Raw genomic sequence first — 13127 nt, forward strand, 5'->3', positions numbered from 1 at the left:
CTGACCTTAGTCAGAGAAACGCTGCGCGGGAAGAGTCGGCGGTCGGCGGCGGCGCAGCCACCACCACTCGCCCAGGACGGCGAGCAGCAGGAGCGTTCCGGTGAGAAGGGTGACCCAGCGGCCCAGGTCGTGCCGGCTCGGCGCGTAGCTGAACCGCACCGTGTGCGTCCCGGCCGGCACCGCCACCGCCGCCAGCCCGTGGTCGCCGCGCACAATGTCGGCCGCCGCGCCGTCGACCGTCACCCGCCAGGTCGGCTGGATCGCGTCGGCGAGCACCACGTATCCGGCGCCGGCCGCGTCGACCGTCACCGCCATGTCGTCGAACCCGTCCTGCACCCACCGCACGTCGGCCGGCGCACCGCTCGCGGCCGGGCCGGCGCTGTCCAGCAGTACCTCGTCCGGTCCGACCGTGCCGGCGGCGAGGCGCGCCAGGCGGCGTTCCGCGGAGGGTTCGACGGTGGCCCGCGCCGCCCACCGCACCCGGGGCAGCGCACGGGTGCGCTCGTAGATGACCGACGAGTCGTCGAAGACGAGCTTGAGGCCGTCGTCGGCTGGTTCCACCGTGGAGAGCGCGGGCGCGCCACCGCGGGCGGCGACCGCGATGGCCGGGCCGTCGCGGAGGGTGATCTCCGCGGTGAGCGGTCCCCGCGCGCTTTCCGCGGCGAGCGGGACGAAGAAGGGCTTGCCGGCGGCGATGCCGCGGTCGTAGCGCCGGGCCTCCGCGACCACGGCGCCGGCCGCGTCCTTCACGACCACTTCGATCCGGGTACGCCGCGTCTGCGTGATCCCCGGCGTGACCGGTGTGACGCCGACGGCGCGGAGCGGGCCGTCACCCGGCACGGCGACCGTCATGGTCTGGCCGGGGCGGAGCGGCACGCTGCCGCCGTCGCCCGCGTCGACCCGTTGCGGCCCGTACGGCACCCGCTCCGGCGGCGTCACGTAGTGGCTCACGCTTACCCGGTCGAGGATCGGGCTGGTGGGCGGCTCGCCGTCGAGCGGCTCGGTGCGCAGGTACGTGGCCGGCTTGGGCGGCGGGCTGAACTGCCGCCCCGGCATCGCGTCGAGCAGCTCGGCGAAGCGCGCGTCCACAAAGGAGTGACCGTGCAGCGCGCGCAGCTTGTACTGCATGTGTATGCCGCCGAACAGCGCGTTGTTGCTGCCGAACCACCGCTCGTGCTCGAGGTGGCCGGCCAGGTAGGTGTGCACGTCGGTGACCGGGTAGAAGTTCTCCCGCTCGGTGCGGGGGTAGTACGGCCGTACCCAGATGAGCGCCTGGACCGCGACGAGCATGGGGATGAGCGCGGCGACCGCCACCCGGAAGGCCGGCCGTCTGGGGCCCCACCACAGCAGCAGGACGCACGCCACCGCGACCCCGACGAACGCCAGTCCCGCCACCACCTCGCGGTTGAGCTGGGCGACGTAGTGGCCGCCGAGGAACGAGACGCGGCGGCCGGCGGCCTCGTCGGCGTAGTCGCGCCCGATCAGGTACGCGGCCGCGCCGCCCACTCCGACCACGGCCCAGACGCCGGCGGCGTAGAGCTTGCGGACCCGTGTGGTGGCCTCGCGGCGGTGGCGCAGCAGCACCTCGAAGCCGGTCGCGGCGAGCACCGCCACGAGGAAGCCGAGGACGCTGCGGACCCGCTCGACGGAGTTGTCGGAGAAAAGGTAGGGCAGCTTCTGGAGCGCCGCGAGCAACGGGCCGCCGCCGAAGGCCACGATCCCCCAGAAGAGCGTCGCGCCGACGAAGAACGCCCAGGTGGCGCGGGGCAGCACGGCCCGGCCGGCGCGGGCCAGCGCGACCGCGGCGATGGCGAGGACGAGGACCGCCGCGCCGACATACGCCACTTCTTCGAGAAAAATCCGGATGTGGAAGTAGTTGGGCGGGTTGGCCGGATCGGTGGTGCCGAACGCGTACGGCGCGATCGCCGTCAGCAGCATCTCGAACGGGATGTGCTGGTCAGGCGTCTGCTCCCGCCCCCGCACGAGCACCGTGGACATCACGCTCGCCCACGGCAGCAGCTGCACCGCCACGAGCGCGACGCCGGCCAGCACCCCGCCCGCGGCCAGGCTCAGCGTGCCGGCCACCCGGCGCAGGGCGCCCGGATTTTCCGCGAAGGCGCGCACGGTCAGGTAGAAGGCGCCGGTGAAGAGCGCGTATCCGGTGACGGCCGGGAAGCCGCCGAGCAGCAGCGCGGCCACCACCAGCGCCAGCAGGGCCAGCTCGCGGAGGCGGCGATGTCGCACGATCCGTTCCAGGGCCCAGAAGAGCGCCGGGATGAACGCGGCCACCCGCGACTGCGGCCAGTTGGTCCAGACCACCATGAACGCGCTGGTGGCGTACGCGAGGCCGCCGAGCAGCGCGGCCGCCCTGCCGAGCCGCAGCAGCCGCAGGAACAGGTACGCGCCGCCGACCGCCACGAGGATCTCGAGCAGCTTGACGAACCCGGGCGCGAGCCACGCCGGCAGGAACCAGAACGGCAGCGCCACCGGCGAGTTGAGCCCCTGGTTGGGGGTACCGGCGAGCGGCGTGCCGCCGAGCACGTACGGGTTCCACGAGGGGTACTCGCCGTCGCGTACCGCGTCGCCGAAGAGCCACGCGTTCGGAATCGCGCCGTCGACGGTGTCGCCGAGGTCGAGCGTCTGCTGCCCGACATCCCGGAACTGCCCGTCCGTGTACGGGCTGACGTGGTTGAGCAGCCCGGTCTCGACGAGCGCCGTGCGACCCCAGATCGGCGAGCCGATGCCGAGCACCGCGAACGCCGCGATGGCGACCACGACGGCACACACGACGGGGTCGGGAAGCCGCCGCCACCAGCGCGGGGGCCGGCCCGGCGGCGGAACGGTGGTGGTGTCGGTGCGCTCGACGGCGCCCAGCGTGGTGGTGGCCATTTGGCCCGGGACGCTATCACGCCCGGGTGTCGGCGTAAGGGTGCCTAGCCGGCGGCCTCCGGCGAGGTGTCCGGGTCGGGCGACTCGTCGCTGCCCGGTGTGCCCTCGGCCTCGCTCTGGCTCGGCTGCGTCTGGTCCGGCTCGCTCGTCTCCTCGGCCGGCGGGGAGGCATCCTCGCTCTCCTCCGGCGCGCTCGTCGCCTCGCCCGTCGTCGGTGCCTGGCTCGGCGTCACGCCGCCGGTGTTACGTGGCCGGTCCGGCTGGTTTCCACCGGCGGGGCGGCTCGTCGCGGCGGAGGTCGCGGACGGCCCGGTCGTGGTCTCGCCGTCCGCGGGTGGCGGGTTGCCGTCCGGCAGGAACAACACCAGCGCCAGCAGCACAAGCAGGCCGGCGCCGGCGACGGCGCCCGCGATGGCCGCGGTACGGCGCCGTCCGCCACCGCCGCCCGCGCCGGCCGGGACCGTGGCGGCGTCGTCCGGGCGGGCACCGTTTACCGGGCGGACCACGCGCGTCGCCTCGGCGGCGGCCAGCGGCGCGGTCGCGTCCGGGTCGTCCACCGCCGCCATCTCGGCCGTGGACGCCAGGGGGCCGGCGCCGACCGCGGACAGCGCCGCCGACGCCAGGGCGGCGCCGCTCTGGTACCGGTCGGCCGGGTCCTTCTCCAGCGTCCGTATCACGACCGCGCGCACCGCCGGGGGTACGTCCGCGGGCAGCTCCGGCGGCGCCGTGTCCAGGTGCATCATCGCGACCGCGACCGGGTTGTCCCCCATGAACGGCGGGTGCCCGGCCAGCGCGTGGTACGCGACCGCGCCGAGCGCGTACATGTCGGTGGCGGGCGAGACGGCCTGGCGCCGCGCCTGCTCGGGCGCCATGTAGAGCGCGGTGCCGAGCACGGCCGCGTTGGTGCCGGTGACGCTGGTGACGGCCGTCGACCGGGCCACGCCGAAGTCGAGCAGCACCACGCTCCCGTCCGGGCGCAGCAGCAGGTTGCTCGGCTTCACGTCGCGGTGGATGATGCCGCCCGCGTGTACCGCGTCGAGGGCGCGCGCCGCCTCGGCCACGATCCGCATCGTCTCGGCGGCGGGCAGCCGCTCCTCGCGGGCCAGGCGCTCGGAGAGCGGCTCGCCGTCGACGAACTCCATCACCAGGTACGTGGCCCGGCCGCCCTCGGGCAGCGCGCAGTCGCCGCGGTCGTACACCTGGACGACGCCGGGGTGGCGGACGGCGGCGAGCATCCGCGACTCGGCGAGGAAGCGCGCCCCGAAGCCGGCGTCGGCGGAGAGGCTCGGCAGCAGCACCTTGACCGCGACGGTGCGGCCGAGGGTGAGGTCGGTGGCCCGCCACACGTCGCCCATCCCGCCGGTGGCGACGCGCTCCTCGAGGCGGTATCGGTCGTCGAGCGACACTCCGGAACGCAGCACGGAACATCCCTACCCCAAACCGGCCGCGTCCATCCATGAAGAGTGACCATCGACTCCGCCTTGACAGGATCTTTACGCCCGGGGGTCAGGTTTGTCGATGGAGGCACATACCCCCCGAGGAGGACGGATGAGGATGACAACCTTGGCGCGGGCCGCGGTGAGCGTGGCGGCGGCCGCGCTGCTCGTGGCCGCGACCGGGGCGCCGGCCGGTGCCGCCGGCCGCGACCGCACCCCGCCGACCGCGCCGGCGAACCTGCGCGTCACCGGCGTCACGGCCACCACCATCTCGCTGGCGTGGGACGCGTCGCGCGACGCCGGCGGGCTCAACGCGTACATCGTGTTCCAGTCGTCGAGCGCCGGCGAGTGGGGCTTGTACCACTCCCCCACGTCCACGACCGAGACCGACACCATCGGGGTACGGGGGTTCACCCGCACCTACTGGATCGTCGCCGAGGACCGGGCGGGCAACCGCTCCGCGCCGAGCAACCGGGTGACCGCGACGACCACGCCGGACACGTCGCCGCCCACCGCGCCCACGCTGACCGTCGGCGACGTCACCCAGTCGACCGCGTCGCTGTCGTGGACCGCGTCCACGGACGACGCGGGCGCGCCCGGCTACCGGATCTTCGTGAACGGCGCGCCCTGGGAGTTTCTCGCGCCCACCGGGGCGGCCGGCCTCTCCCGGAGCGTGCGCCACCTGACGCCGGGCACCACGTACTCGTTCACCGTGCGGGCGGCCGACGCGGCGGGCAACCTCTCCCCGCCGAGGAACGCGGTCACCGCGACCACCCGGCCCAGCACCGACACGTCACCGCCGACCGCGCCGGCCGGGCTGCGGATCACGCGGGACAGCGGCTGCGACGTCGGGCTGGCCTGGACGCCGTCGACCGACGACGTGGAAGCGGCCGCGGCGATCGAGTACGAGATCGTCGTCAACGGCGGGGTCCAGCAGATCTTCGTCGGCGTGAGCACCGCGTTCGCCTACCACTCCGACGTGACCGGGCTGAACACGTTCGCCGTGCGGGCCGTCGACCGGTCCGGCAACAGCTCGCCGCTCAGCAACGCCGTGAGCAGTCCGTTCCAGGACTGCTGAGTCGATTGCGTCGCGGCGCGTTGTGGGGGCGCCGCGGCTCACGGGACTCAGGCGCGGCGCCTCGCGTCCTGGGCCGCCTCGGTCAGGCGCGGCGCCACCGCTCCGGGTCGGTGAGCATCTCGTTCATCGACCCGGAGCGGAACGGCTCGACCGCCACATCCGCACCCTCGAAGCCCGCCGCCCGGATCGCCGCGTGCAGGGCGGCGTCGTCACGCGCCGTGTCCACCAGGTGGGCGTCCACTTCGAGGCGGGCGCTGGCGCCCAGGTCCCGTACCCGGACATTATGGACATGATGGGCGGCGAGGAAGCGGCGGGCGGCGGCCTCCGCGCGCTCCACCCGGGCCAACCGGGCGGGCGTGATGGAGACGCCGTACGCGATGCGGCTGGACAGGCACGCGGCCGCGGGCTTGTCCGCGGTCCGCAGGTCCCAGGTCCGCGCGATCGCGCGCACCGCCGCCTTGTCCAAACCAAGATCAGCCAATGGGGTACGCGCGCCGCGCTCGGCCGCCGCGCGGATGCCCGGCCGGAAGCCGGCGGCCACGTCGGAGGCGTTGGTGCCGGTGGCGACCGCGTCGAACCCGTGCTCGGCGGCCACCCGCCGCGCCGTGTCGAGCAGCGTGCTCTTGCAGAAGTAGCAGCGGCGGGGACCGTTTTCCCGGTAGCCGTCCACGTCCATCTCGCGGGTCTCCACCGCGTGGTGGGTGACGCCCAGCCGCGCGCAGAACTCCGCCGCCTCGGCCACCTCCGCCGCCGGCACCGCGGCCGACACCGCCGTGACGGCCGCCACCCCGCCGGGACCCAGCGCCCGCGCCGCCGCGGCGAGGACCACGCTGGAGTCGACGCCGCCGGAGAACGCCACCAGCGTCCGGCCGTATCCTGCGATTTCGGTGACCAGGCGGTCGGAGGGCAGCATGTCTGAACGGTACCCAACGGGGAGCGGGGCGGAGATCGCGGATCTCGGGTTCGCCCGCCTCGACCTGGAGCGTGCCGCCCGCACCGGCGACCCGGAGGTGGTCTTCGGCCGGGGCAAGACACCGGCACAGATCGTGGCGGCGCTGCGGGCGCTGCACGAGGCGCACCCCGAGGGCGCCGTGCTCGCCACCCGCCTCGACGACGAGGCCATCGCCCGCTGCCACGCCGAGCTGCCCGACGCGGACGTCGACGAGGTGGGCCGCACGGCGGTCCTCGGCAAGCCGCTGCCGCCGCAAGGCCGGGTCGCCGTGGTCGGCGCCGGCACGGCCGACCTGCCGGTGGTCCGCGAGTGCGTCACGACGGTGGGCGTCTTCGGCGCCGAGGCCGACATGATCCTCGACGTGGGCGTGGCCGGCCTCCACCGCCTGCTCGCCCAGCGCGAGCGCATCGACACGGCCGACGCGATCGTCGCGGTCGCCGGCATGGAGGCGGCGCTCCCGTCGGTCATCGGCGGCCTGACCGGCGCCCCGCTGATCGCGGTGCCGACCAGCGTCGGGTACGGCTGGCACCTGGACGGCCTCACCGCCTGGCTCGCCACGCTCAACAGCTGCGCGCCCGGCGTGCTCACGGTCAACGTCGACAACGGCTTCGGCGCCGGCGTGGCCGCCGCCCGGATCGCGCGGCGGGCCCGTTGACCCGCAAGCTCTGGGTCGACGCGTCGAACGGCGCGGCCGGTGACATGCTCCTCGCCGCGCTGCTGGACGCCGGCGCCTCGCTGGACGCCGTCTCGTCGGGCCTGGCCCGGCTCGGCGTGCCGGTCTCCGTCGAGGTCTCCCCGGTCCGCCGCCACGGCTTCCGGGCCGCTCACCTCCGCGTGGTCGCGCCGTCCTCTGACGTCCACCGTGGACTGTCCGATGTGCTCGGTGTGCTCTCGTCGCTGTCCGGCCCCGCTCATGACTTCGCGGTGGCGGTCTTCACCCGGCTCGCCGAGGCGGAGGCGCGGGTGCACGGGTCGACGGTGGACGAGGTGCACTTCCACGAGGTCGGCGCGCTGGACGCGATCGCCGACGTGGCCGGCTGCGCGCTGGCCCTGCACGACCTGGCGCTGCTGGAGGACACGATTCGCGTGGTCTCGCCCGTCGCCGTGGGTTCGGGCACGGTCCGCACCGCACACGGCCCGCTGCCGGTGCCGGCCCCCGCGGTGGCCGAGCTGCTCACCGCGGCCGGCGCCCCGATCGCCGCACACCCGGCGACGATGGAGCTGTGCACCCCCACGGGCGCCGCGCTGCTGGCCACGCTCGCCACCGCCTGGGGCCCACCACCGGCGATGACCCCGTCAGCGGTAGGCGTAGGCGCCGGCACCGCCGACCCACCCACCCACGCGAACGTGCTCCGCGTGCTCGTCGGCGCGGGAGATCCTTCCGCTTCCGCGGCCTGGCAGGAGGGCGAGCTCTTCCAGGTCGAGGCCACAGTGGACGACCTCGACCCACGCGTCTGGCCCGACCTCCTCGAAGAGCTGCGCTCGGTCGGCGCCGCCGACGCCTGGTGCGTGCCCACCCTGATGCGCAAGGGCCGCCCCGGCCAGGTGCTGACCGTGCTCGTCGACGCGGCACGCCTCGACCTGGCCTGCCGCGTCGTCTTCAGGTGGACCACGACACTCGGCCTCCGCGTACAGCCGGTGCGTCGCCGCACTCTCCGCCGCGACACGCTGACGGTGACGGTGGCCGGCTCGGAGGTCCGCGTAAAGCGCGCGTTCATGGGCGACGAGGTGGTGACCGCCCAGCCGGAGTACGACGACGCGCTCGCCGCCGCCCGCACGCTGGGCCTCCCGGTCACCGAGGTGCTGGACGCCGCCCGCGCCGCCGCGACTGCTCCTCCGCCGCCTCGCTAGGGGCTCCGCAGCGCCGCTTCGCTAGGGGCTCCGCAACGCCGTCTCCACCCGGGTGAGAGCGTCCTGGAACGGCCACGCCTCGACGACGGGCACACCGGCACGGCCGGCGTCGGCGACCAGGGAAGCGTTGTAGCCCACGCTCACCCGGGCCCGGAACCGCTGCTCACCGGCGTGCGGTTCGCGAGCCAGCAGGTTGGCGACAAGCCGGTCCTCGTCCGGCTCGCTGAGCACGACGGCGCGGACTCCGCACAGGCCGACCACGAGGTCTGGCAGGAGATAGTCACCTTCGAGGACGACCGGCGCCGCACTGTCGACGTGGTCGGCGATGACCGCGCGAAACCCGACCGCCAGCTCCGCCGCGACCGCCCGCGTGTGCTCGACGATCTGCTCCACCGACCACGACCGCGCCGCGGGATCGCTCTCCCACCTGTGCAGCGCCGGATGGGTGGCCGGTGTGGTGAGCGCCATCAGCGCGGTCACCACATCGTCCGCCTCGGCCAGCGGCACGCCGAGCCGCACGGCCAACGGACGTGCGACGGTGGACTTGCCGACGCCGGCGGCGCCACAGATCACGGTGACAATCCAATCCACCGTCGAATCCTCGCAGACGCCAGACACCGAGCCCACACGTCCATCCGCGAGGGCGCGCAATAGTACAGTGCCATCTGACTGAAGCGCGCCCCAATCACGTTCGACGATCCAAATTATCTGGAACGTGTCCCTGATGCGCGATTCTTCTCGACTCATTACACCGATAACGTGGTTTCATTGCCCTTGATCGACGAAAAGGACCTGGTGGTCTTGGCGGCGACGCGTGACTATTAGTGGGTGTTGTCGGATGAGTTGGCCCAGCTCAAGGTCCTCGCGACCGAGTGCGCTGACGCATCGACATGGACGCTCTCCGATGCCACGCTTGTCGATTGTTTGGACACCATTCACCAGGTCGTGGCGGCTATTACCGCGGCCCAGTCGCACATTGTTCGGGAAATCGACGGTCGCGGTCTGGCCGTCGCTCAGCACGCTTCCAGCACCGCAGTGTGGTTGCGCGAGCATTTGCGGATCAGCATCCACGCGGCGAAGCGGATGCTCGCTCTGGCGGCGGCGCTCGACCAGCGGCCCGCCCTGGATACGGCCCTGACCACCGGCGCTGTCAACGCCGAGCAGGCCGCCGTCATCGCGGCCGCGATCGCCGAGTTGCCCGCCGACCTCGGCCCCGATCTGGTAGACGAGGCCGAGACGGTGTTGATCGGCCAGGCCGGGCAGTTCGAGCCGACTATCCTGCGCAAGGCTGGCGAGCGGATCCTCGTCCACGTGGCACCCGAGATAGCCGACGCCGCGGATGCTGCCGCTTTGCGGCGGATGGAAGAGCAGGCGTTTGAAAAGCGGGTGTTTCACCTGACCCGGCGCGGTGATGGTCGGGTGCGTTTGACCGGCTGGCTGGACGAGGCCGGCGCGGCCGCGGTCAACGCGGCGTTGGATCCGTTGTGCGCGCCGCGCCATGACCTCTATGAGCCGCGCACTCCCGGCCAGCGGCGCGCCGACGCCTTGGTCGAGGTCTGCGGGCTGGCCACCCGCACCGAGCAGCTGCCGGACAGTGGTGGACAGCGGCCGCATGTGGTGGTGACCGTGCCATTCGACGTGCTGCATCAGAAGCTCGGCATCGGCATGCTCGACACCGGCGGCCGGCTCAGCGCCACCCAGATCCGCCAGCTGGCCTGTGACGCGCGGCTGATCCCCGCGGTGCTGGGCAGCAACGGACAGGTGCTGGATGTGGGGCGCGGGCGGCGGCTATTCACCGGGGCGGTGCGCAGCGCGTTGGAGCTACGCGATCGCGGGTGCGCGTTCCCGGGTTGTGATCGGCCGCCACGCTGGTGCGACGGGCACCACATCCGCTCCTGGGTGGACGGCTGGCCGACCAGCCTGGACAACGGCGTGCTGTTGTGCGGCTACCACCACCGGATCATCCACCGTGGACACTGGATCGTCCGGCTCGGCGAGGATGGGTTGCCGGAGTTCGTCCCACCCGCCTATGTGGACCCGCGGCGGCGACCCCGGCGCAACCTTTACCACCTCAGGACGTGAGAGACGGACGCCGCGCCAACCGCACCCGAAGCGTGCCGGGCTTGGCCCGCGGACGTGGCAGTGGAGGCCGGGGGTTTCGGCGAGCCCTGGCGAGCCGCCGGCCGGAGCGATGCCCGCGGGAGCATGCGGCGGGCGACTGGCACGAACCGGGGCAAAAGAAAAACCCACCCCTAGACAGGGAGTTAGCTAATTGCCATAATCCCTTCGTGCTTGAGGTGTTGAAGGCGCTCGCCAACGACAAGCGTCTCCTCATCCTGGAGTGGCTCAAGGAGCCGACCGCCCACTTCCCGCCGCAGCGCGACGGCGACCTCGTCGACGACGGCGTGTGCGCGCTCTTCATCACCGAAAAGCTCGGGGTGAGCGCGCCGACGGCGGGCGAGCACCTCAAGGTGCTCAGCGGCGCCGGCCTCATCCGCGGCAAGAAGATCAAGCAGTGGGTCTTCTACAAGCGCGACGAGGAGCGGATCGCCCAGGTCAAGCGGATGCTGCACGACGACTGGTGAAAGGCGACGCGGAGATGACGGACACCTACGAACGCTTCATCGGCTTCCTCGACGAGGGCGGCGCGCGCTACCGCTTCGTCGACCACGCCCCCGAAGGGCGTACGGAGCTGGTGAGCGAGCTGCGCGGCAACGCCCTCGCCGCCGCCGCGAAGTGCCTCGTCATCATGGTGAAGCTGGGCAAGAAGACCACGCGCTACGTGCTGGCCGTCGTCCCCGGTGACGCCAAAGTGGACATCGCGGCGGTGCGCGACATGCTCGGCGGCACATACGCGTCGTTCGCGTCGGCGGACCGGGCCGAGGCGCTCGCCGGCAGCGCGAGCGGCACGATCCTGCCGGTCAGCTTCCACCCCGACCTGGAGCTGGTGGTCGATCCGGCGCTGGTCGCGCACCCGGAGATCTTCTTCAACGCGGCCCGGCTGGACCGGTCGGTCGCCCTCGACACCGACGACTACCTCCGCCTGGCGAGCCCACGCCTCGCACAGATCGCTGCCTGAGGCCGCTGGCAGCGGCCGATGACGCACGGTGGACCTTGCAACGCCGCCATTACCGAGCGTAGCGTCGGAGACGCACCGCCTGCCGCTGACCGGACAAGCTCCTGGGAGGCAGCAGTGACCCGGAAGTCCAGCGCCGTCGCCGCCGTCGCCGTCCTGATCGCCGCCGGATGCGGTCAGTCACCGGACGAGCCGGCGGGCCAGGCCGCGCCCACCCAGACAAGCGCGCCACCACCCGCGCCACAGACCCAGGCGACACCGCCACCCACGCCCGCCCAGCCCGCACCGGCACCGCCCGCCGCGCCGCAGGTGCTGCCGGTGCCCGTTCCTGTGCCGGTGCCGTACGCCGTGCCCGAGGGCTATGCGCCGCTCGGTCAGATCGCCATCCTGGAGCAGGAGGCGAACCTGCGGGCCCACCCCAACACGACGTCGACCGTGCTCGCCGAGCTGCCCGCCGGCACGCCGGTCGACGTGGTGTGCTGGGTTTCCGGCGAGCCCACGTACGGCAGCGACAAGTACGGCTCGATGTGGCTCAGCCTTGCCAGCGGCGGCTACGTCCACTCGTATCTCGCGACATCCGTGGACGTAGCCCCCTGCTGAACGTCAGTAGCCGTACCGCGACTTGAGGTGGCGCCACCAGTCGCGGAACATCCACATGTCGAACGTCGTGATCTGGCTCGCGCTGCCCGCCTTCATGATGAAACCCTGGCCAGGCGTGGGGTCCCAGTCGTAGAAGTCGTCCAGCCCGTACGTGTGCCCGAGCTCGTGCAGGAAGATGGTGATGTTTTCGGAGTTGCGGGCGTTGACGAAGTACTCGCGGCCCATCCGCTGGCCCCAGTCACCGCCGGCGCCGCCGCCGAAGCCGTCGGTCAGCCACAGCGAGTGGTCGTAGTGGCGCGACGCGCCGCCGGGGCAGTTGGGGTAGTTGCCGCTCTGGTTGAAGAAGCGTCCACATGGCTCGGAGCACTGTGGAGCGTTTTCGCGGATGTTGTTGACGTAGATGTCGACCGAGTTGTCCGTCCACTGTAGCTGGTTGCGGTCGCGCACAGCCCAGCCGACGATGTTCACCGGCACGTTCGTGTACGGGAAGGCGTTGTGCCCCACCATCACGTCCATCCACTTCTTGTACTGCCGCCTCAGCGCCGCGTGGATCTCGTCGCGCAGCTGGGCCGTCACCGTCGCCGAGGAGTCCCACCGCACGCAGTAGTTGATGTACCCGCGGTTGGCGAAGAGCTGGTCCCAGCCGTAGTTGCGGAACCCGTACAGGTTGCCGTTGTTGTACGTCTGCTCCTGGTGCTGCCACACGGCGTTCAGCGGCGACACGAGGTTGGCCGGCGGGTTCCACCCGCTGGTGGGCGGCGGCGGACTCGTGGTGGGCGGGGGTGCCGTCGTGGGCGGCGGCGCGGTCGTCACGGGCGGCGTCGTCGGGGTGCCCGGCGAGCCCGTGCAGGCCACGCCGTTCACCGCGAACGACGTCGGGTTCGTGTTGGTGGTGCTGAACTGGCCGTTGAAGCCGAACGACACGGTGCCGTTCGTGGCCACCGATCCGTTGTAGCTCGCGTTGGTGGCCGTGACCGCGGCACCGCTCTGGGTGACCGTCGCGTTCCACGCCTGCGCCACCGACTGCCCGGAGGGGAACGACCAGGTGAGCCGCCATCCGTTGAGCGGGTCACCCACGTTGGTGATGCCGACGTTCGCGGTGAAGCCGCCGCTCCACTGGGAGGTGACGGAGTAGTTCACCCGGCAGGCCACGGCCGCCTCGGCGGACGTCGCCACCAGGAGGCCCCCGGCTAAGAACGCCACGACGGCACCGGACGTCAGGACTGCACGTTTCATCATGCTCCT

General features: G+C 72.6%; 12 protein-coding genes. 7 read left to right on the forward strand and 5 right to left on the reverse strand.

The window, feature by feature from the left end:
- Window positions 1–6: 6 nt before the first annotated feature.
- Both AC5L36_RS10795 and AC5L36_RS10800 read right to left on the reverse strand, forming a co-directional pair.
- Entirely contained in the window at window positions 7–2889 is a 2883-nt protein-coding gene (locus AC5L36_RS10795; RefSeq protein ID WP_441214819.1) for a hypothetical protein, read from the reverse strand.
- 44 nt (window positions 2890–2933) lie between these two features.
- Window positions 2934–4310, reverse strand: coding sequence for a serine/threonine-protein kinase (locus AC5L36_RS10800; protein ID WP_441214820.1), 1377 nt, complete (start codon window positions 4308–4310; stop codon window positions 2934–2936).
- Between the two features lie 127 nt (window positions 4311–4437).
- Here AC5L36_RS10800 and AC5L36_RS10805 point away from each other — a divergent pair, with 127 nt between their 5' ends.
- Complete coding sequence (locus tag AC5L36_RS10805; RefSeq protein ID WP_441214821.1) at window positions 4438–5403, forward strand: fibronectin type III domain-containing protein; 966 nt, start codon at window positions 4438–4440, stop codon at window positions 5401–5403.
- An 82-nt stretch (window positions 5404–5485) separates the two neighbouring features.
- Here AC5L36_RS10805 and larE read toward each other — a convergent pair whose 3' ends face one another.
- Window positions 5486–6316 (reverse strand): ATP-dependent sacrificial sulfur transferase LarE, encoded by an 831-nt coding sequence (larE, locus tag AC5L36_RS10810; protein ID WP_441214822.1) that lies wholly within the window; start codon window positions 6314–6316, stop codon window positions 5486–5488.
- On the opposite strand from larE, the gene larB reads away from it, so the two are divergent.
- Both larB and larC read left to right on the forward strand, forming a co-directional pair.
- Entirely contained in the window at window positions 6315–7010 is a 696-nt protein-coding gene (gene larB, locus AC5L36_RS10815; RefSeq protein WP_441214823.1) for a nickel pincer cofactor biosynthesis protein LarB, read from the forward strand. The two genes, larE and larB, sit on opposite strands and share 2 nt — an antisense overlap.
- The gene (larC, locus tag AC5L36_RS10820) at window positions 7007–8206 is read left to right on the forward strand and encodes a nickel pincer cofactor biosynthesis protein LarC (protein ID WP_441214824.1); all 1200 of its coding nucleotides are present in this window, start codon (window positions 7007–7009) and stop codon (window positions 8204–8206) included. The genes larB and larC overlap by 4 nt, the downstream gene beginning before the upstream one ends.
- A gap of 21 nt (window positions 8207–8227) precedes the next feature.
- Here the strand turns inward: larC and AC5L36_RS10825 are convergent, their stop codons facing one another.
- Window positions 8228–8797, reverse strand: a complete 570-nt coding sequence (locus AC5L36_RS10825) for a hypothetical protein (protein ID WP_441214825.1) — start codon at window positions 8795–8797, stop codon at window positions 8228–8230.
- Window positions 8798–9034: 237 nt separating this feature from the next.
- On the opposite strand from AC5L36_RS10825, the gene AC5L36_RS10830 reads away from it, so the two are divergent.
- The 4 genes from AC5L36_RS10830 to AC5L36_RS10845 all read left to right on the forward strand — a co-directional run bounded on the left by AC5L36_RS10830 (window position 9035) and on the right by AC5L36_RS10845 (window position 11882).
- Window positions 9035–10288, forward strand: coding sequence for an HNH endonuclease signature motif containing protein (locus AC5L36_RS10830; RefSeq protein ID WP_441214826.1), 1254 nt, complete (start codon window positions 9035–9037; stop codon window positions 10286–10288).
- 206 nt (window positions 10289–10494) lie between these two features.
- Complete coding sequence (locus AC5L36_RS10835; RefSeq protein ID WP_441214827.1) at window positions 10495–10791, forward strand: ArsR/SmtB family transcription factor; 297 nt, start codon at window positions 10495–10497, stop codon at window positions 10789–10791.
- Between the two features lie 14 nt (window positions 10792–10805).
- Window positions 10806–11285, forward strand: coding sequence for a YbaK/EbsC family protein (locus AC5L36_RS10840; protein ID WP_441214828.1), 480 nt, complete (start codon window positions 10806–10808; stop codon window positions 11283–11285).
- A gap of 114 nt (window positions 11286–11399) precedes the next feature.
- A complete protein-coding gene (locus AC5L36_RS10845) occupies window positions 11400–11882 on the forward strand; it encodes a hypothetical protein (RefSeq protein ID WP_441214829.1) in 483 nt (160 codons plus the stop codon).
- Window positions 11883–11885: 3 nt separating this feature from the next.
- Here AC5L36_RS10845 and AC5L36_RS10850 read toward each other — a convergent pair whose 3' ends face one another.
- Window positions 11886–13118 (reverse strand): cellulose-binding domain-containing protein, encoded by a 1233-nt coding sequence (locus AC5L36_RS10850; protein ID WP_441214830.1) that lies wholly within the window; start codon window positions 13116–13118, stop codon window positions 11886–11888.
- Window positions 13119–13127: the final 9 nt, after the last annotated feature.

This window comes from Phytohabitans sp. LZ39 (genome assembly GCF_059359075.1).

Bases quoted from the DNA above. Each gene is read 5' to 3' on its own strand.
- AC5L36_RS10795 (WP_441214819.1), bottom strand. From the start codon at position 2,889: ATGGCCACCACCACGCTGGGCGCCGTCGAGCGCACCGACACCACCACC.
- AC5L36_RS10805 (WP_441214821.1), top strand. From the start codon at position 4,438: ATGAGGATGACAACCTTGGCGCGGGCCGCGGTGAGCGTGGCGGCGGCC.
- larB (WP_441214823.1), top strand. From the start codon at position 6,315: ATGTCTGAACGGTACCCAACGGGGAGCGGGGCGGAGATCGCGGATCTC.
- larE (WP_441214822.1), bottom strand. From the start codon at position 6,316: ATGCTGCCCTCCGACCGCCTGGTCACCGAAATCGCAGGATACGGCCGG.
- AC5L36_RS10840 (WP_441214828.1), top strand. From the start codon at position 10,806: ATGACGGACACCTACGAACGCTTCATCGGCTTCCTCGACGAGGGCGGC.
- AC5L36_RS10850 (WP_441214830.1), bottom strand. From the start codon at position 13,118: ATGAAACGTGCAGTCCTGACGTCCGGTGCCGTCGTGGCGTTCTTAGCC.